At 40.8% G+C, this 19,130-nt stretch carries 16 protein-coding genes; 11 read left to right on the top strand and 5 right to left on the bottom strand.

The window, feature by feature from the left end; genetic code table 11:
• Window positions 1–94: 94 nt before the first annotated feature.
• Together recO and P2W72_RS01775 are read right to left on the bottom strand one after the other, a co-directional pair.
• Window positions 95–817: a DNA repair protein RecO gene (gene recO, locus P2W72_RS01780; protein WP_276359150.1), complete on the bottom strand. Its 723-nt coding sequence runs from the start codon at window positions 815–817 to the stop codon at window positions 95–97.
• The gene (locus P2W72_RS01775) at window positions 807–1,163 is read right to left on the bottom strand and encodes a diacylglycerol kinase family protein (protein ID WP_276359149.1); all 357 of its coding nucleotides are present in this window, start codon (window positions 1,161–1,163) and stop codon (window positions 807–809) included. Before P2W72_RS01775 ends, recO begins: the two co-directional genes overlap by 11 nt.
• 123 nt (window positions 1,164–1,286) lie before the next feature.
• Between P2W72_RS01775 and P2W72_RS01770 the strand changes: the two genes are divergently transcribed.
• Window positions 1,287–3,623, top strand: a complete 2,337-nt coding sequence (locus tag P2W72_RS01770; RefSeq protein ID WP_276359148.1) for an MMPL family transporter — start codon at window positions 1,287–1,289, stop codon at window positions 3,621–3,623.
• Window positions 3,624–3,744: 121 nt separating this feature from the next.
• Here P2W72_RS01770 and P2W72_RS01765 read toward each other — a convergent pair whose 3' ends face one another.
• Complete coding sequence (locus tag P2W72_RS01765; protein WP_276359147.1) at window positions 3,745–3,975, bottom strand: signal peptidase; 231 nt, start codon at window positions 3,973–3,975, stop codon at window positions 3,745–3,747.
• 144 nt (window positions 3,976–4,119) lie between these two features.
• Here P2W72_RS01765 and ileS point away from each other — a divergent pair, with 144 nt between their 5' ends.
• From ileS to P2W72_RS01740, 5 genes are all read left to right on the top strand, one after another.
• Complete coding sequence (gene ileS, locus P2W72_RS01760) at window positions 4,120–7,527, top strand: isoleucine--tRNA ligase (protein WP_276359146.1); 3,408 nt, start codon at window positions 4,120–4,122, stop codon at window positions 7,525–7,527.
• A gap of 2 nt (window positions 7,528–7,529) precedes the next feature.
• Window positions 7,530–7,913, top strand: coding sequence for a TraR/DksA C4-type zinc finger protein (locus P2W72_RS01755; RefSeq protein WP_276359145.1), 384 nt, complete (start codon window positions 7,530–7,532; stop codon window positions 7,911–7,913).
• Complete coding sequence (locus P2W72_RS01750) at window positions 7,914–8,564, top strand: lipoprotein signal peptidase (RefSeq protein ID WP_276359144.1); 651 nt, start codon at window positions 7,914–7,916, stop codon at window positions 8,562–8,564.
• Window positions 8,565–8,868: 304 nt separating this feature from the next.
• Window positions 8,869–9,579 (top strand): SIMPL domain-containing protein, encoded by a 711-nt coding sequence (locus P2W72_RS01745; protein WP_276359143.1) that lies wholly within the window; start codon window positions 8,869–8,871, stop codon window positions 9,577–9,579.
• 61 nt (window positions 9,580–9,640) lie between these two features.
• Entirely contained in the window at window positions 9,641–10,702 is a 1,062-nt protein-coding gene (locus P2W72_RS01740; RefSeq protein WP_276359142.1) for a hypothetical protein, read from the top strand.
• A 13-nt stretch (window positions 10,703–10,715) separates the two neighbouring features.
• Here P2W72_RS01740 and serS read toward each other — a convergent pair whose 3' ends face one another.
• The gene (gene serS / locus P2W72_RS01735) at window positions 10,716–11,987 is read right to left on the bottom strand and encodes a serine--tRNA ligase (RefSeq protein WP_276359141.1); all 1,272 of its coding nucleotides are present in this window, start codon (window positions 11,985–11,987) and stop codon (window positions 10,716–10,718) included.
• A gap of 102 nt (window positions 11,988–12,089) precedes the next feature.
• Here serS and rsmI point away from each other — a divergent pair, with 102 nt between their 5' ends.
• The 4 genes from rsmI to P2W72_RS01715 all read left to right on the top strand — a co-directional run bounded on the left by rsmI (window position 12,090) and on the right by P2W72_RS01715 (window position 16,287).
• Window positions 12,090–12,761: a 16S rRNA (cytidine(1402)-2'-O)-methyltransferase gene (rsmI, locus tag P2W72_RS01730; protein ID WP_276359139.1), complete on the top strand. Its 672-nt coding sequence runs from the start codon at window positions 12,090–12,092 to the stop codon at window positions 12,759–12,761.
• A gap of 20 nt (window positions 12,762–12,781) precedes the next feature.
• A complete protein-coding gene (locus P2W72_RS01725) occupies window positions 12,782–13,399 on the top strand; it encodes a PH domain-containing protein (protein WP_276359138.1) in 618 nt (205 codons plus the stop codon).
• A complete protein-coding gene (lnt, locus tag P2W72_RS01720; protein WP_276359137.1) occupies window positions 13,400–15,019 on the top strand; it encodes an apolipoprotein N-acyltransferase in 1,620 nt (539 codons plus the stop codon).
• 302 nt (window positions 15,020–15,321) lie between these two features.
• Window positions 15,322–16,287: a sugar phosphate isomerase/epimerase family protein gene (locus tag P2W72_RS01715; RefSeq protein ID WP_276359136.1), complete on the top strand. Its 966-nt coding sequence runs from the start codon at window positions 15,322–15,324 to the stop codon at window positions 16,285–16,287.
• A 94-nt stretch (window positions 16,288–16,381) separates the two neighbouring features.
• On the opposite strand, the gene P2W72_RS01710 is transcribed toward P2W72_RS01715, so the two are convergent.
• Complete coding sequence (locus P2W72_RS01710; protein WP_276359135.1) at window positions 16,382–18,022, bottom strand: NAD+ synthase; 1,641 nt, start codon at window positions 18,020–18,022, stop codon at window positions 16,382–16,384.
• Window positions 18,023–18,096: 74 nt separating this feature from the next.
• Between P2W72_RS01710 and gldB the strand changes: the two genes are divergently transcribed.
• Entirely contained in the window at window positions 18,097–19,125 is a 1,029-nt protein-coding gene (gene gldB, locus P2W72_RS01705; RefSeq protein ID WP_276359134.1) for a gliding motility lipoprotein GldB, read from the top strand.
• Window positions 19,126–19,130: the final 5 nt, after the last annotated feature.

Raw genomic sequence — 19,130 nt, 5'->3', positions numbered from 1 at the left:
ATAATTTGCAATATCAACCTAAATAGCTGATAAACAGTAACTTAAATCCTTAACTTAATGACATTGGGCGAAAGCCACGACCTCCTTAAATCAATCAGGATAATACTTCCTCCAGCACTTCCAGTGATTTCACTTTCCCAAAACCTTCTGAATGCAGCGCATAATAATCAAGAACCTTTTCAAGGAGGACCTTTCTTTCAGCGGGTGATATCTTCAGCTCATATAAAGTATCGAAATTGGCATTCAGTACCTGCGTCCACAGCGCAGTGTAAGGAGGCTCAAGTATAAAAGCATGAGGAGGATGTAAATTGGAATAGCCTCCGCTTTTCAAATCAAAATAAGCCGCTGATGAATTGGTATTGTCGGGATAAAAACCCAGAAACCGCGTTAATCTGAGTAAAAAATACAAATGAAAATTCGCCAGTCCCTGACTCATACTATCCAGAATTTCAATAGCATGGAAAAGAAATTCGAATAAGATCTCATCGGCCTCATGCTGCTTCAGCGACTTATAAAGCACCTCATTCAGAAACATGGTGATCGAACTTTTTACAATATCATACGGGATTTGCTGAAACACGGGCTGATGCCTGAGTTCTGATACTCTTTGAATATTTCCGGAGGGTTTATGATAAACCACCATATCCAGTAAATGAAGCGACTGCAGACTGTTCAGCCTGATTTTGGATTTCGGTCGCTTAATTCCGTTAATGAGGTAAGATTGCAGTCCGAACTTCTCTGTAAAGATCTGAACCACCACACTGCTTTCAGAATAATTGGTGGTTTTAAATACAATCCCTCTGGTTTTATGCAGCATCGATAATCTTTGGAAGAAGTATAATGGCCCCGATAATTAAAGCAGTAATCGCCGAAAGCAAAACCATTGCCGCTGCCACATCCTTAGCTATCCCTGCCTTCACATGATATTCGGGTGAAATCAGATCCACAAGGGTCTCAATAGAAGTATTCATCAGCTCGGCAATCAGAACAATAGCCATAGCCGCGATAATCCACAGCCATTCTGATGTGTTCAGATTAAGATAATAAGACAAAACGCTTACTATAACTGCTGCAGCACAGTGTACCCTGAAGTTACGCTGAGTTTTAAAGGCATAGCCGAGTCCGCTGAAGGCAAAATAGAATCCCCTGATAAATTTCTTCATACTTTGATTAACGAAAGAACTTCCTGAAAATCACCCGGATATAATCGCAGATAATTCAAAGTCCAATTTAAGAATTTTTGTAGTTTTGCGCCCTGGCTTTTGCCTGTATCTAAATCCTGCAGCATGTGGAATAACTTTTCCAAATTTATACTTTCCAACCGTATAATAATCCTTGTCGTATTTTTTGTTTTAACCCTGTTCATGGCCTGGAAAGCCAGTTTTGTCAGGTTATCATTTACCGGAAGCAAGATTCTCCCTCTCACAGATTCTGCTTTTATCAAATACAATGAATTTAAAAGCCGCTTTGGCGAAGACGGGAATATGATGGTTTTAGGTGTCAGTTCGCCCGATCTCCTGAAAAAAGAACAGTTTAACGACTGGAAAGCGCTGGCCGAAGAGATTCATAAACTCCAGGGAATTAAGCAGGTTTTATCCATCGGGAACCTGTACGACCTGCAAAAAGATACCACGAATCAAAAATTTGTGATCAAACAGATCAGCGCCAATGCGGTAACAAGCGATGCTGAAATGGACAGCATCAGGCAACACATTTACAGGCTGCCATTTTACGAGGGACTGATCTACAATAAAGAAACACATGCCACCCTGATGGCAGTCAACTTTGATCATAAAATTCTCAATACACCCAAAAGAGGACCGGTAATTAAAAGTATTTTAGAGAAGGCAGATGCTTTTGAGAAGAAACACAATATAAAGGTTCATATTTCCGGCCTTCCTTATATCAGGACTGCTGTCAGTCAGCTGGTTTCCAGAGAGTTTGTCCTTTTCCTTGGCCTATCGATCCTGGTTGCAGCCGTCATACTATTCATTTTCTTCCGCAGAATTTATCCGGTATTATTTCCAATCATTCTGGTTGTTGTGGGGGTGATCTGGAGTCTGGCTACTCTGGTCATGTTTGGCTATGAGATCACCATGCTTACCGGATTGATCCCGCCGCTGATTGTGATTATCGGTATTCCGAACAGTATTCTGCTGCTCAACAAATATCATAATGAGCTCAGAAAACATGGCGATAAAGACAAGGCTTTACACGTTACAATTCTTCGTATTTCAGAAACCACCCTCATTGCCAATGTGACGGCTGCCATTGGGTTTGGTGTACTTTATTTTACCGGAAGTGCTCTTCTGGTAGAGTTTGGCGTGGTTGCTGCCATCAATGTCATGGCTACCTGGTTCATTTGTCTGTGTTTGATCCCTATCATTTTCAGCTATCTTCCGGTGCCGAAGCTGGAAAAACAGGAAGATCATGACAATGGCTTTTTACAAAAACTACTGGTTAAAACTGATCATCTGGTTCATCATCGCAGCAAACTGATTTATACTGCATGTATTGTAATTTCTCTGATTTCATTGATAGGAGTTGCAAAAATTAATGTGAACGGATACGTGGTTGATGACCTGCCGCAGAACTCACCCATCAACCGGGATCTGAAATTCTTTGAAAAGAATTTTGAAGGTATTCTGCCCCTGGAAGTAAGTATTGATACCAAAAAGAAAAATGGCATTCTGAATTTGTCAACCATTAAAAAGGTCGACAGAATGGAAGAAATGATTTCCGGATACCCTGAATTCTCGCGTTCAGTTTCTCTGAATAAGGCCTTAAAATACGCTTCACAGGCTTTTTATAATGGAGATCCGCAGTTCTACCGTATTCCAAATGATATGGAGAAAAACTTCGTGCTGAGCTATTTGGGAAACTCGGGCGGGAACAATAATATGCTGAAAGGATTTGTCGACAGCAATAAACAGGTTGCCCGTGTAAGCTTCCAGATGGCCGATGTAGGTTCGGGCAGAATGAATGAATTACTGGAAGAATTGCAGCCAAGAATAGATTCTATACTGAACCCTGAACGTTACGATGTATTGCTGACAGGCTCCAGTATTATCTTTTCAAAAGGTACAGATTACATGCTCAGAAACCTGATGGAAAGTATCATTATTGCCATTGTTCTGATTTCGCTTTTAAGACTCGGACAATTCAGGGATCTCAGAATTATGTTCATATCGCTGTTGCCGAACGTTATTCCACTAATCATTACTGCCGGACTGATGGGATTTTTTGGTATTCCGCTGAAGCCTTCTACGATTCTGATCTTTACTATTGCATTCGGACTGGCTTCGGACCAAACCATTTACTTCCTGACCAGATATCAGCAGGAACTGGCAACAACGAACTTTACCACATCTAAAGTAATTTCTGATACCATCCGTGAAACAGGTATCAGTATGACCCATATTGCTCTGGTACTTTTCTTTGGATTTGGAATATTTACGGCATCTACCTTCGGTGGAACGATGATTCTGGGGATGTTACTCTCCATTACACTGATTATTGCCCTGATTTCAAATTTGACCCTGCTGCCGGCATTGCTTGTATTGCTTGATAAGAGGAAGAGAAAGAAGATTGCTAAAGCGAAGGGCGAAACCTGGGATATTTAACCGGGGGAGATGTTGGCGCCATTGCTGCCTGCCGCAGGCAAGCTTATCCCCGTCATTCCTGCCGGCCGGCAGGAATGACGTAGTGTTGTGTGTTGTTCAAGCGGAAGGTACGAATGACGGGTTATCTCTTCTTATTCCCAGCCGCCCGTCCTTCCAGAATAGACTTTCTGTCAATTTTACGAATCAGACCATACACAATCAGAATAAAACCAATACCAAATGCTATCGTTCCAATCAGCATAGCCCATCCATATTCAAAACCATCGCCTTCCATCAGGTAATAGCCCAATAAATTCAGAGCAATTCCGAAAAGTAAAAGTCCTATTCCGCGAAATAAATATTTGCCGCTCATCAATTGATTATACAGATAAAGATACGCAAAATTCAGGCTTTGATTTTTCCTGCCTCCAAACCACATGAATCATTATAAAAAACTGAATTATAAGCCTTAAAATTCTTAACTTTGCATCCTTAAATTTTGGGAGTTAAAGCACTGATGTACAAAGAATATAAGCAACTTGATCTATCAAAAACCGGAAAAGAGATTTTAGATTACTGGAAAAAAAACCAGGTGTTTGAAAAAAGTATTTCCAACAGGCCTGCTTCTAAACCTTATATCTTTTATGAGGGTCCGCCATCTGCGAACGGAATGCCGGGAATACATCACGTAATGGCCCGCTCCATCAAAGATATTTTCTGCCGTTATAAAACCCTTAAAGGTTACCGTGTTGAACGTAAAGGCGGATGGGATACCCACGGGCTTCCGATTGAGCTTGCTGTTGAGAAGAAGCTTGGCATCACCAAAGATGATATCGGCAAGAGCATCACAGTTGAAGATTATAATGCAGCCTGCCGTACAGAGGTAATGAAATATACCGATGTATGGAATGACCTGACCGAAAAAATGGGTTATTGGGTTGATCTTGAAAATCCGTACATCACCTATGAAAATGAATACATTGAAACACTTTGGTGGATACTGAAGCAGTTTCATGAAAAAGGCCTTTTATACAAAGGTTATACCGTTCAGCCTTACTCGCCTGCTGCAGGAACCGGATTAAGTTCGCATGAATTGAACCAGCCCGGAACCTACAAAATGCTGAAAGACACCTCCATCGTAGCGCAATTCCGCATCAAAAAAGATCAGTCGCACCCGCTGATGAATGTTCTTTTTGAAAATGCCGATGAAGATACTGTAATACTTGCCTGGACCACTACCCCATGGACACTCCCATCTAACTGTGCCCTGGCTGTTGGTACTGCGATCTCCTATGTAAAAATCAAAACATTTAATCCTTATACCTATGCACCTGTTAGTGTGGTGCTGGCAAAAGATCTGGTTTCAAAATATTTTAAGGAGGATGCAAAAAGCATCGCTTTCGCGGATTACAAAGCCGGCGATAAGCTGATTCCATGGCAGATTGTTACTGAGTTCAAAGGTTCAGACCTTCTGGATCTGCGCTACCATCAGCTGATGCCTTATGTGACTAATGAAAATCTGGAGAAAAATGCTTTCCGCGTAATTCCTGCCGATTTCGTAACCACGGAAGACGGAACAGGTATCGTTCATACAGCCTCTGTATTTGGAGCTGATGACTTCAGAGCCTGCCGCGAAAATAATGTTCCATCGGTGATGATCACGGATGAAAAAGGCAATGAATTTCCGCTGGTTGACAAGCAGGGCCGCTTTGTTAAAGAGGTTACTGATTTCGCTTTAAAATTTGTTAAAGAGGAGTACTATACCGATGAGGAGCGTAAGGATCCTGAGTTCAGGCCAACTGACGTTCTGATTGCAATCAAATTAAAAGAAGAAAACAAGGCCTTTGATGTTAAAAAATACGAGCACAGTTACCCGCATTGCTGGCGTACCGACAAGCCTGTATTGTACTATCCACTCGACAGCTGGTTTGTAAAAACCACTGCTGTTAAGGAACGCCTTGTTGAACTGAATAAAACGATTAACTGGAAACCGGAATCGACCGGAACCGGCCGTTTTGGTAACTGGCTGGAAAACCTGGTCGACTGGAACCTGTCCAGATCAAGATATTGGGGTACTCCCCTGCCTATCTGGCGTACAGAAGACGGTTCAGAAGAAAAATGTATCGGATCAATTGAAGAATTAAGATCGGAGATCAGAAAATCAGTCGCTGCCGGATTCATGGATGCAGCTTTCGAGATCAATGATATGCACCGGCCTTATGTAGATGATGTAATCCTTGTTACTGATTCAGGCAAAAAGATGTTCCGCGAAAGCGACCTGATTGATGTATGGTTCGACTCAGGAGCAATGCCTTATGCACAATGGGGTTTACCTCCAACAGAAGAAGGTAAAAGTGGCAATATCAGTCCGAAATCCTTTCTGGATTACTGGAACAAGAAAACCGGTGCAAACGGCGAAGAGGGATCGATTTATCCGGCTGATTTTATTGCCGAAGGGGTGGATCAAACCCGTGGCTGGTTCTTTACCCTGCATGCAATCGGTGTGATGCTGAATGACAGTGTTGCATTTAAGAATGTGGTATCCAACGGACTGGTGCTCGACAAGAACGGCAATAAAATGTCGAAACGTCTGGGTAATGCCGTTGATCCTTTTGAAACTATTGAGCAATACGGTGCCGACCCAACACGCTGGTACATGATCAGCAATGCTTCACCATGGGATAATCTCAAATTTAACATCGAGGGTATTGATGAAGTACGCCGTAAGTTCTTCGGTACGCTTCACAACACCTATGCTTTCTTTGCTCTTTATGCCAATATCGATGGCTTCAGCTACAAGGAAGAAGATGTGAAGGACCGCCCTGAGATCGACCGCTGGATCATTTCCCTGCTCAACTCACTGAGTCTGGAAGTGGATAAATATTATGCTGATTTTGAGCCAACCCGTGCTACAAGAGCCATTCAGACTTTCGTAGATGAACATCTGAGTAACTGGTACGTACGTTTATGCCGCCGCCGTTTCTGGAAAGGTGAATATACTGAGGACAAGATCTCTGCATATCAGACGCTTTATACCTGTCTGAGCACAATAGCTAAATTAATGTCGCCGGTGGCCCCATTTTTCAGCGATCGTTTATTCATTGATCTGAATAAAACTACAGGGAAAGAGCAATTAGTTTCAGTACACCTTGCCGATTTCCCGGAATATAATAAAGCATTGGTTGATAAAGATCTGGAAGAGCGCATGGCACTTGCACAGGATATTTCATCACTGATCCTTTCGCTGAGAAAGAAAGTGAGCATCAATGTGCGGCAGCCGCTGAATAAAGTGCTGATACCTGTTCTCGACAAGAATTTCAAAGCGAAGGTAGAAAAGGTAAAAGATCTGATTCTTTCTGAGACGAATGTTAAACATATTGAGTACATTACCGACACTTCCGGAATCATCAGCAAAAAGATCAAGCCGAATTTTAAAGCACTCGGGCCAAAGGTTGGCAAGGATATGAAACTGGTTGCTGAAGTGCTCGTTTCATTGTCTCAACAAGATATCAGTCGTTTGGAGTCAGAAGGCCGGATTGAAATTCCCGGAACTTCTTACATCGTCCCTGTTGAAGATGTAGAGATTCTTGCCGAAGATGTTCCGGGCTGGCAGGTTGCAAGCCTTGGAAGGCTTACAGTAGCTCTTGATATTACAATAACTGAAGAGTTAAAACAGGAAGGAATATCAAGAGAATTGATCAATCGTATACAAAATATGAGAAAAGATCAGGGTTTTGAAGTTACTGACAAGATCAAAGTGCAGATCAAAGAGCACCCGTATATTTCGGAAGCCCTGAAAAATAATTTATTATATATTTGCGCCGAAATCCTGGCCGACTCATTAGAGCTTGTAAATGAACTAAGTGAGGGAGAAACAGTGAGTATTGACGACAATAATTTAACGATACTAATTTATAAAGGATAGAAATGGATAAGAACGAGAAAACCAGATATTCTGATACAGAATTGCAGGAATTTAAAGAACTCATTTTAGAAAAACTACGTAGTTCAAGAGAAGAATTAGCTGCCTTAACCCAATCGTTAAGCAATCCAAATATGAATGGCACTGATGATACCGCAGGAACGTATAAGACTCTTGAGGATGGTTCAGCTACTTTGGAGAAAGAATCAATCAATCAACTGGCGGCCCGTCAGAAAAAATTTATTGACAATCTGGAGAGTGCTCTGGTTCGTATTGAAAATAAGACTTATGGAATATGCAGGGAAACAGGTAAACTGATTCAGAAAGAACGTTTACGTGCGGTTCCTCACGCTACCCTAAGTATGGAAGCTAAACTGAAGCAGGCATAAATGAAAGCTTATACTAAGCCATTTTTTGCAATTTTCTTAATACTCCTTGCTGATCAGGTTTTAAAATTCTGGATCAAGCTGAATATGTCTCTTGGACAGGAATATAAAATTTTCGGCAATTGGGCAATCATTCATTTCACTGAAAATAATGGAATGGCATTCGGTATGGAGTTTGGCGGCGAAGCAGGCAAGCTTGCCCTGACCTTATTCCGTATTGCTGCTGTTTTCGGCATTGGTTATGGTTTGGTCTATATGATCAAAAAGAAATATCACAGAGGCCTTATCATGAATCTGGCACTTATTTTCGCCGGAGCCATGGGTAATATTATTGATTCAACATTCTACGGAATGATATTCAGTGAAAGCAGCTATTATGAACCTGCCAAACTATTTCCGGCAGAAGGAGGATATTCCAGCCTGTTTCATGGTAAAGTAGTAGATATGTTCTATATGCCTGTCATTGAGGGAGTATTTCCGCAATGGTTTCCGGTTTGGGGAGGTGAAGATTTTATTTTCTTCCGTCCGGTGTTCAATTTAGCAGACTCCGCTATCTCGATCGGAGTAGTTTTAATACTGATTTATCAGAAAAGATATTTCAAGGAGGAGGAAGAAGAGGAAAATTTTCCTCACAGCGAAACAATAGAAGAATAAAAAGGGCCGATAGCCCTTTTTTTTGTATTAAGACCCAGCTGCTTATTCTGTATGAACTAAAATAATCATCATACAAATCCCTGAGCCTTCATTCATTATAAATTCAGGTATTTTATTATTTTTTACCCATATATTTACTATCCGGTTGTTTACTGACAAATCAATTATGGATTTGGGATGGTTTTTTCATCTTCATCTAAAATCATAAATAGAATTTAACATGAAACCATCATGATTTTACCAAAACCCACAGGGGTATGACTATTAAATCATGATCGCCCTTTAAAAAACAAAAAATAAACGGATGAAAAAGAGCATTATAGTACTGGCAATTTTAAGTTTCTTAGGTTTCAATTCCTTTTCTCAGAATATCGATACCCGAAGAAAAATAGAAGTTCAGGGATCTGCAGAAGCAGAAGTTACACCGGATATTATCTATATCGGAATGTCATTAAAGGAATACTTCAGAGATGGGGCTAACCGCAAAAAAGTAGAGATAGAAGAGCTCGAAAAACAGTTGCAGGCTGCTGTATTAAAGGCAGGCATCCCTCAGGAAGACTTTACTATCAATAATATTTCAGGATATAATAACTGGTGGGAAAAGAAAAGAACCCCTGATTTTTTAGCCAGCAAACAGTACCGTATCAAGGTTTCCGACCTGAGCAAATTTAATGAAATTATGAGTGCGGTTGATCCAAAAGGAATACAGTTCAGTAATATTGAAAGCTATGATTATTCTAAAAAGGAAGCGTTAAGAAAGGAGCTTAAAATAAAAGCATTAATATCTGCCAAAGAAAAAGCTGCTTACCTGGTTAACTCAATAGGCGAAAATCTGGGAGGAGCTCTGGATATTCAGGAAATTAATAATGAATACTATCCACAGCCCATGTACCGTAGCAGCGCAATGCTGAAAGGAACTGTTTCAGGTGTTGCAGAGGAGGCTGCGATGCCTGATATTGATTTCAAAAAAATCAAGCTGAATTATCAGATGAAGGCGGTATTTGAGATAAAATAATATAAACGATAGGTTATATTTAAGAAGGATTCATTCTCAAAGCTTAAATTCAAATAAAGGAATGCATTCTCAGCAAAAAGAACCCAGAACAGACATTGTACCTTCCAAAAAGAAGATACTTTATACGATAAAGAATGATCTGCGTGATTACCTTTTGAAATGGGATCGCGAAGTAAAACTTCCGGTACAATATTCAGACCTGTTACGATTTAATCTGAACACCCCTCTGCGTGATAAAGAAGGGAAAGATACACTCTGGCATACGGTTTATTATGATGAAAGCGAGATGAAGGAACTGTTCCCGAACCTCACTTATATTTATGCCCTGATGAATACTGACGGGGATATGGCAGTTATGGAACATTTGTCTGTTGCCCGGATTGATTACTGCACATTTGCCAATACAAAGCCTTTCCGTGTTCGTATAATCAATAAATTAAATGATAATTACGATCATTTTTATATCAAGATAGCCGATGCTTCACGTGTTTACGGACTTGAGCTGGAGCATATCCTTTCGCCCAACCGTATCAAATACCTGACAGATGGCAATACGCTGATCGAAGAGCATATTCCGGGATTACCCGGAGATGAGTTTATCGCTCGTCGTATCAGCGGATCAAAATTCAATCAGATCAGAATCTGTAAGGAGTTCGTCAAATTCAATGAACGCTGTTTTGTAAGACTCCTGGGCGATATGCGTTCCTATAATTTTGTGGTTGATATCACTCCTGACATTGAAGGGAATCAATATCGTTTCAGGGCAATTGATTTCGATCAGCAATCTTATGAAGGAAGGTTAAAAATGTATTTGCCTCATTACTTCAAAGAAAATCTACCGCTGGTACAGCTTGGGATGCAGCACATGGATGTAACCACCATGCGTCAATACCAGGAGGAGGAACGAAGTCTGATCGCTAACCGATTCAGATCCGGTTATTATCGTCTGCAGGATCTGTTTAAAGTGATGAACAAGGATATCATTGCACCCGATAAAAAAGTCAGACAACTGGCTAAAGAACTTGCATCATATCATAAGAACCCGGCATTCAAAAACTGCTCAACCATGGGGCAGCTCGTTTATGAATGCCTTCACCAGGTAGTGGAGAAAAGGCCTGTCTGAATCTGATTCAAAATCAGTTGATCCATTCAAAACCGGTATAAGGAACAAGTTTTGCCGGGATTCTGATGCCGCTTTCTGTCTGATTATTTTCAAGCAAAGATGCTACGATACGTGGCAAAGCTAATGCACTGCCATTCAGGGTATGTGCCAGCTGAGCTTTACCATCTTTCCCTTTGAAACGAAGCTTTAAACGATTACTCTGGTAAGTTTCGAAATTGGATACTGAAGATACTTCGAGCCATCTTGCCTGTGCCGCACACCACACCTCCATATCATAGGTTTTTGCAGATGTGAAGCCCATATCACCACCGCATAAACTCAAAACACGGTAAGGAAGCTCCAGCGCCTGCAGCAATGACTGAACATAGCTGCTCATCTGCTCCAGAACCTGATATGAATGATCGGGATGAACAACCTGAACGATCTCGACTTTATCAAACTGATGCAAACGGTTCAATCCACGCACATGTGCTCCGTACGATCCTGCTTCTCTGCGGAAACATGGGGTATAAGCACAATTCTTAATTGGAAGTTCTTCTTCTTTAACGATCACATCACGGTAAAGATTTGTTACCGGAACTTCTGCTGTCGGAATAAGATAAAGGTTATCAACAGTAATATGGTACATCTGACCTTCTTTATCAGGGAGCTGACCGGTTCCAAAGCCTGAAGCTTCATTCACCACAATTGGCGGCTGCATTTCCCGGTAACCGGCAGCATCGGCATGATCCAGAAAGAAATTAATCAATGCCCGCTGCAGTTTGGCGCCCTTGCCTTTGTATACAGGAAAGCCTGCTCCGGCTATTTTATTCCCAAGTTCAAAATCTATAATATCGTACTTTGCTGCCAGCTCCCAATGAGGCAGAGCATTCTGAATCAACACCGGAATCTGTCCGTTTTCAAGAACCACCACATTATCATCAGCGCCAATGCCTTTCGGCACTGAACTGTGCGGCAAATTAGGCAGGAGCACAAGTTCATTCTGCAGCAGTATCTCAATAGCTGAAAGTTTTTCTCCAAGAGATTTTATTTGTTCCTTGAACGTGCCTGTCTTCGCTTTGATAGCTTCAGCCTCTTCCTTCTTACCCTGACGCATCAGGTCTCCAATCTGCTTTGCAGCAGCATTCGCTTCAGCAGACACAGAATCAAATTGAGTTTGAGTCTGACGACGGTCATCATCCAGTTTTATGATCTGATCAACCAGCTCAGGCTGCTTAAAATTCCTGACAGATAAACGATTTAAAACTTCCTCCCTATTTTCGCGGATATAACTAACTTGCAGCATCTTTAATAAATTATACACAAAGATATAAACTGTTTGGAGTTTGGGCTTTGGTTTTGGAGTTTTTCCTGGATTATTGCCTTTATTAAATATCAGATATAAAAAATGAGCGGTAAACTCTATCTCGTACCTACCCCTATCGGGAATCTTGAAGACATGAGCTTCAGAGCTGTCCGTATTCTTAAAGAGATGGATATTATTCTTGCTGAAGATACCCGCACCAGCGCTCCCTTACTTAAACATTTCGGGATAGACAAAAAACTGTATTCTCATCATCAGCACAATGAACATAAATCAGTTACTGAGGTTATCCGTTTCCTGAAAGAAGGGAAACAGGTAGCTCTGATCTCAGATGCAGGTACTCCTGCTATATCTGATCCCGGCTTTTTACTGGTCCGTGAAGCGATCAGGAATGATATTGCATTGGAATGTCTGCCGGGTGCAACTGCTTTTGTACCGGCTTTGGTTAATTCAGGCCTTGCAGCTGACAGATTTACATTTGAAGGCTTCCTTCCGGTAAAAAAAGGCCGCCAAACACGAATGAAAGAACTTGCGGATGAAGCCCGAACGATGATTTTTTATGAATCACCTCACCGGCTTCTGAAAACTCTGGAAGAATTTATGCAGTACTTTGGCTCAGACCGTCAGGCCTCCGTCTCGCGCGAACTCAGTAAAATGTTTGAGGAAACAAAGCGGGGAACACTGGAAGAGATTAAAACATATTTTGAAAATAATACCCTGAAGGGTGAAATCGTTATTTGTGTAGCAGGCAAATAAGACCAATTAAATTAAACACCATGTTGATCGAACAATATTTAACAGATGATCAGGATCCGAGAACCGCAGAAAAGGTTCTTGGGAAATTGAGAGATATGCTTACCTCCGGTGAAGCTGTAACTTATTTAGCTATTCAGAAAAAACCGGCAGTTACACTGATACCCGACTGTATTGCTGTAACAAATAAGCGCATCGTTTTCTGCATTCCGGGAAACCTGGGTTTAACTACGAACTACATTACTTTCACCTGGGCTGAGGTGAAAGAGGTATCCTTCAAAGAGGAGTTTTTTGGTTCAAAGTTTATGACCGTGCCACTGAAGGGAGAGAATATGGTTATCGATTATATCCCTAAAGTTCAGGCCCGTAAATTATACCAGTTTTGTAATGAGCAGCTTGAAAAATACAGAGCAGCAACAGGAAGCCAGTCAAACGCCAGTATGCAAAATGAAAATCTGATTGATGATTATGCATCTTATATCGAAGTCAGTGATGTGCAGAACCCTGTGCAGACAATCGATACAAGTCATGAAGATGAGCTGACCCTGAAACTGCAAAAGCTGAAAACACTGTATGAAAAACAGCTGATTAGCCAGGAAGAATATGAAAGCAAAAAAGCAGATATTTTATCTCAATTATAAGTGAAAGCAAATTACCGTCTGGCATTACTCAGTGCATTTTTATTATGGTTCGCCTGGCCGCCGGTTCCATTCACGGCATGGATACTCCTGTTTGCATTCGTTCCACTCCTGCAGGCGGGTGATAACATCATTAATTCTGATGAGCCAAAGAAGGGCAAACAGATCTGGCGAACTGCATTTCTGTGTTTCTTCATCTGGAATACAGCAAGTATTTACTGGGTATTTAATTCATTAAATGCAGTTATGCCATCCTGGATAGCAGTAATCATCTCATTAATCCCATTCGGATTGGGAGCATTACTTATGACCCTTTCCTTCTGGCTGTATTACAGACTACGCTTAATGAGCAGTCGCTTATTAAGCTACACAGGCCTCATTTGTTTTTGGATAGCTTACGAATATTTACATCAGAACTGGGACCTTGCCTTCCCCTGGATGAACCTGGGAAATGGCTTTGCAGAAGCGCATTATCTGATACAGTGGTATGAATATACCGGTGTTTACGGAGGAACTCTCTGGATTCTTCTGTCTAATATTCTGGCGTTTGAGATTTGGAGAGCCATACATTTGGGAGCAGATAAGCGAAAAATTTCAATTCTCTATATTTCGGAAGCAACTCTTGTTCTTATTCCGGTTATAATTTCACTTATTATCTATTTCGGATATACAGAAAAGTCTAATCCGGCCAACGTAGTTGTTGTACAGCCCAACATTGACCCCTACGAAAAATTTGGAAAATTACCCCCCGCAGATCAGATCGAAAAGATGATTGATCTTTCGGATTCAGTGGCTCAGAGCAATACAGAATATATTATCTGGCCTGAGACTGCAATATCAAGAGGAACTGAAGAAAAAAGCTTCCGGGCCGATGAAAACTTCATCAGGATACAAGACTTTATGAACAGGTATAAAAACGGAAACCTGATCACCGGGATTGAAAGTTTTGCCCTTTATGATACCGCTCAAACAGAAACTGCAAGATTCGACAAAAGTACAGGTCTTTATTTTGACGTTTTTAATGCCGCGGTATTAATTGAAAATTCAGGAACATTACAGTTTTATCATAAATCAAAGCTGGTTCCCGGGGTAGAGCAGACACCCTTCTCAAACTCTTTATCTTTTCTTAAACCTGCTTTCGCAGCATTTGGAGGGGCATCGGGCAGTTATGGCAAACAGGATGAGCCTTCTGTCTTTTATTCCCAAAGCGGTATCGGATCGGCACCTGTTATTTGCTATGAGTCGATCTGGGGAGAATATGTTGCCAGATACATCCAACAGGATGCCCAGTTTATTGCCATTATCACCAACGATGGCTGGTGGGGTAATACATCAGGAAAAGATCAGCACCTTCAATATGCCAAACTTAGAGCTGTTGAAACCAGAAGGTGGGTAGCACGTTCTGCAAATACCGGAATATCAGCATTCATAAACCAGAAAGGCGATATTGTTAAACGAAGTGTATGGTGGGAAAGTACTGCCCTAAAACAGGATATTAACCTGAATACAGATCTTACATTTTACGTAAAACATGGCGACTATATCGCAAAAGCAGGCTCGGCGGCCGCTGGTATTTTTGCAGTATTCTTACTGAGCGCATTTTTCAAAAGAAAAAAAGCATAACAAAAAGATCCGCTCTTACTGGAGCGGATCTCAAAACTAAAACCAAACTAAAAACGGAAAAATCCTGCATAAGTACCATCTCTACCTGGCCTCTGCTTTCCATTTCAATCACATAAAATAACGGAATTTAGGCCCGAAAGTTTCGTTTCGGATAGCTTTGTTACATGCATCTGACGATACCATGATAAAGTTGCTTAAAAGCATGTTTACTGCTGCTTAAAAAACTATCCCGGATAATGATGTTATATTTTTGAATAAGGATTAATTCATGTAATTTCAGTATTCAGATTAAAAACAATACTATGTCAAATCATCGTCGTAAATTCATCCATCAACTCACAGGCTTAGCCGGGGTTGCATTAATTCCTTCATCTCTTTATTCATGTGCCGGTGGAATGCAGTTCCATAAAGGCCCGAACGGAGCAGACCTGAAAAACTCTTTTTTTGAGATTTCATTAGCCCAATGGTCTTTGCACAAGGCTCTTTTCAGCAAAAAAATAGACAATCTGGATTTTCCTGTGATCACAAAAAAAGAATTCGGAATTAATGCTGTCGAATATGTTAACGCTTTCTTTAAGGATAAAGCTAAAGACACTGCTTACCTGAATGAACTCCTGAAGCGCTGCAATGACAATGGAGTGAAAAATCATCTGATTATGTGCGATGGTGAAGGATATCTTGGCGATCTCGACAGTAATAAAAGACTAAAAGCTGTAGACAATCACAAGAAATGGGTAGAAGCAGCAAAATATCTGGGATGCGCTACCATAAGGGTTAATGCCCATGGAGTAGGAACCGCCGATGAAGTTCAAAAAGCGGCAGTTGAAGGGCTGAGTCTGCTGGGTGAATATGCGGCCCAGGAAAAAATTAATGTAGTCGTCGAAAATCATGGCGGTTACAGTTCAGATGGAAGCTGGCTGACAACTGTGATGAAAAATGTTGATCACAAGAATGTGGGCACACTGCCTGATTTTAACAACTTCTGCCTGAAACGCGACAGTAAAAATCAATGCATTGAAGAGTATGATAGATACAAGGGCACTTATGAGATGCTTGCATATGCGAAAGCAGTTAGCGCCAAATCCATAGATTTTGATGATAGCGGCAACTGTGTGGAAACAGATTATTTACGGATGCTTAAAATAGTGAAGGATTCAGGCTTCAAGGGCTATGTTGGTATAGAATATGAAGGAGAGAAGCTCGGCGAATATGAAGGAATTAAAAAGACCAAAGCTTTACTCGAACGGGTTAGAGAAACTATCGGATAGTTATTCCTTTACTTCCGGGCTAAAGAAAATTCTTCGCCTGTAAATCAAAAGGCTGCAAAATTGCAGCCTTTTGATTTACATTCAATGGTATAATTTAACCTAAATATTTTGCAACAATTGGTAATCTCCTGCCCATTCCAAAGGCTTTGGGAGAAACCCTCAGTATTGGTGCTGCCTGAAACCTTTTAAACTCTGCAATATTGACCATTCGTAACACTCTCTTTACCAGATTCTCTTCATAACCCAGGGCAATAATTTCTGAAGAGCTCTTTTTAAGCTCTATATACTGAAATAAAACACCATCCAGAATATCGTATTCAGGCAATGAATCTGAGTCTTTCTGACCGGGTCTAAGCTCTGCAGAAGGTGGCTTAATAATACTGTTCTGCGGAATGATCTCATGATCTCTGTTGATATGCTCTGCAAGCTTATAGACCTGGGTTTTATAAACATCCCCAATCACTGCAATCGCTCCGGCCATATCTCCGTAAAGGGTACCATAACCTACTGCACACTCACTTTTATTGGACGTGTTCAATAAAACATACCCAAACTTATTTGACATCGCCATCACCACAACTGCCCTGCTCCTTGCCTGAATATTTTCTTCTGCCACATTGAAAGGCAGATCCCTGAATGCGGGTTTCATCATATTCTCAAATGCAGCTGCTGCTTCCTTTATTGGAATAATCTCATGCCTGCATCCCAGGTTTTTCACCAGATCAAGTGCATCCTGAATTGAATGGTCGCTCGAGTATTCAGACGGCATCAGCACCGCCATCACATTTTCAGCACCCAACGCTTCAGCGGCCAGAGCGCATACCACAGCAGAATCAATCCCGCCTGAAAGCCCTAGTACTGCCTTCTTAAATCCAAGTTTTGAAAAATAATCCCTGATTCCAAGGATCAATGCATCATGAATTTGCTCAATATCGTTCTGTGCATCATGAACAAAGGGCTTAAGGCCCTGGATTTCCCCTTCAGCAAACTCATATATTTTGATACTTTCAGTAAAATAAGACAGTTCATCCAGCAAGCCTCCAGCCTGATCAAAAACCAGCGATCCTCCATCAAAAATAATTTCTGTCTGTGCCCCTACCTGATTTACATAAAGCAAAGGCAGTTTATATTTCCTTGCGTTATCTCCAAGTACAGATACCCTTTCTTCATCATGATTATAAGCAAATGGAGAAGCGGCAATATTGATCATCAGATCAGGCTTTTCTTTGATCAGCTCATCCATCGGACAGATTACGTACATTGGATTATCATTGATATTCCACAGGTCCTCACAAATAGTAAGTGCTATCTTTTGTCCTTTAAAATCAATACATCTAAAATTAACTGCAGGTTCAAAATACCGGTATTCATCAAATACATCATAGGTTGGCAGCAATGCTTTATGCACAATTGCCTTTACCTTCTGATTTTCTATAAAATATGCCGAATTGTACAGATCCTTTCCTTTGAGCTCAGGATTTCTTGTTGGTAATCCAACAATGCAGGCAATATCCTTACATTCATTCATGATTTTCTGAACTGCACTTTCGCAAAGATCGATGAACTCTGAAAATTCCAGAAAATCACGTGGGGCATATCCGCAAACCGAAAGCTCGGCAAAAACTACAAGATCAGCACCCTGTTTCCTTGCACTTCGAATGGCATCAATTATTTTTTGAGTATTCAGATCAAAGTCGCCAATGATATAATTAAGCTGAGCAAGAGCAATTTTCATTTTATGTTTTATTTAAACTGAAGGAACTAAGAATTTCATGAGCATTTTTCTAATTTAGCGGATAATCCGTATTCATGAGACAGTTCCAAATTTACCTGTTTTTTTTCATATGCCTCATTACCCTGGCTTGTAATAATAAAAAGACACCGGATATAAGTAATATCAAACTGCATATACCCATTGAGCGGTTCGACCAGGAAATGGGCAAACTTAATCCTTATGAACTAGCAAGCAAAGTCCCTGAACTCAGAAAAAAGTATACCTGGTTTTATGACGACTATATGGAAAAAATGCTTAGTGCAGGTTCTGCAAGAGATACATTTTACTATGGAAATCTACGTACCGTGTTACAAAATCAGGATTATCTGGAGTTAAAATCAACAACAGATAAGACCTTTCCGGATCTGACTAAACAAGAGAAAGAGCTAAACCTTGCATTCAGGTACATCAAATATTATTACCCTAAACAAAAATTCCCCAGGCTGATCAGCTTTATCTCAGGCTTTGCTGTACAGACACCTATAGGTAATGATTATATAGGTATAGGGCTCGATATGTTTCTGGGCAACAATGGTGCTAAATTCTACCCGGCAATCCGGCAAAGTATTCCTGCATATATTTCAGGGAGATTCAATCCGGAAAACATTACTCCAAGAGTAATCGAAGCATTTATCCGCGAGGAAATGTTCCCTGAACAGGACAGTGATCAAACCCTGCTTGCAAAGATGATCTATAACGGAAAGATTCTGTACTTAATGGACTCCGTACTTCCTGAGTTGAATGATACTCTGAAAATCGGATATACCAATGAGCAAATGGAGTGGTGCAGGGTTAATGAGGCCGGTATATGGGCCTATTTCATGGAAAATGAATTACTTTTCAATTCCGACTATTTAAAAATACAGAAATTTCTTGCTGAAGCTCCCTTTACGCCTGGTATCGGAGAAAACTCATCTTCAGCACCGAAACTTGGAATCTGGACAGGCTGGCAGATCGTAAGAAAGTACATGGAAAAAAATCCGGAGATTAGTTTGCAGCAGCTGATGCAGGAGAGGGACGCACAAAAAATACTTAGCAACTCCAAATATAAACCACGGGGTTAAATAAC

The sequence above is a fragment of the Daejeonella sp. H1SJ63 genome (genome assembly GCF_029360775.1).
GTDB lineage: Bacteria > Bacteroidota > Bacteroidia > Sphingobacteriales > Sphingobacteriaceae > Daejeonella.
This window is presented reverse-complemented; position numbering and strand designations above follow the sequence as displayed.

Excerpts from the sequence above, each read along its gene's own strand:
- recO (WP_276359150.1), bottom strand. The coding sequence starts at position 817 with ATGCTGCATAAAACCAGAGGGATTGTATTTAAAACCACCAATTATTCT.
- P2W72_RS01775 (WP_276359149.1), bottom strand. The coding sequence starts at position 1,163 with ATGAAGAAATTTATCAGGGGATTCTATTTTGCCTTCAGCGGACTCGGC.
- P2W72_RS01770 (WP_276359148.1), top strand. The coding sequence starts at position 1,287 with ATGTGGAATAACTTTTCCAAATTTATACTTTCCAACCGTATAATAATC.
- P2W72_RS01765 (WP_276359147.1), bottom strand. The coding sequence starts at position 3,975 with ATGAGCGGCAAATATTTATTTCGCGGAATAGGACTTTTACTTTTCGGA.
- ileS (WP_276359146.1), top strand. The coding sequence starts at position 4,120 with ATGTACAAAGAATATAAGCAACTTGATCTATCAAAAACCGGAAAAGAG.
- P2W72_RS01755 (WP_276359145.1), top strand. The coding sequence starts at position 7,530 with ATGGATAAGAACGAGAAAACCAGATATTCTGATACAGAATTGCAGGAA.
- P2W72_RS01750 (WP_276359144.1), top strand. The coding sequence starts at position 7,914 with ATGAAAGCTTATACTAAGCCATTTTTTGCAATTTTCTTAATACTCCTT.
- P2W72_RS01745 (WP_276359143.1), top strand. The coding sequence starts at position 8,869 with ATGAAAAAGAGCATTATAGTACTGGCAATTTTAAGTTTCTTAGGTTTC.
- P2W72_RS01740 (WP_276359142.1), top strand. The coding sequence starts at position 9,641 with ATGCATTCTCAGCAAAAAGAACCCAGAACAGACATTGTACCTTCCAAA.
- serS (WP_276359141.1), bottom strand. The coding sequence starts at position 11,987 with ATGCTGCAAGTTAGTTATATCCGCGAAAATAGGGAGGAAGTTTTAAAT.
- rsmI (WP_276359139.1), top strand. The coding sequence starts at position 12,090 with ATGAGCGGTAAACTCTATCTCGTACCTACCCCTATCGGGAATCTTGAA.
- P2W72_RS01725 (WP_276359138.1), top strand. The coding sequence starts at position 12,782 with ATGTTGATCGAACAATATTTAACAGATGATCAGGATCCGAGAACCGCA.
- P2W72_RS01715 (WP_276359136.1), top strand. The coding sequence starts at position 15,322 with ATGTCAAATCATCGTCGTAAATTCATCCATCAACTCACAGGCTTAGCC.
- P2W72_RS01710 (WP_276359135.1), bottom strand. The coding sequence starts at position 18,022 with ATGAAAATTGCTCTTGCTCAGCTTAATTATATCATTGGCGACTTTGAT.
- gldB (WP_276359134.1), top strand. The coding sequence starts at position 18,097 with ATGAGACAGTTCCAAATTTACCTGTTTTTTTTCATATGCCTCATTACC.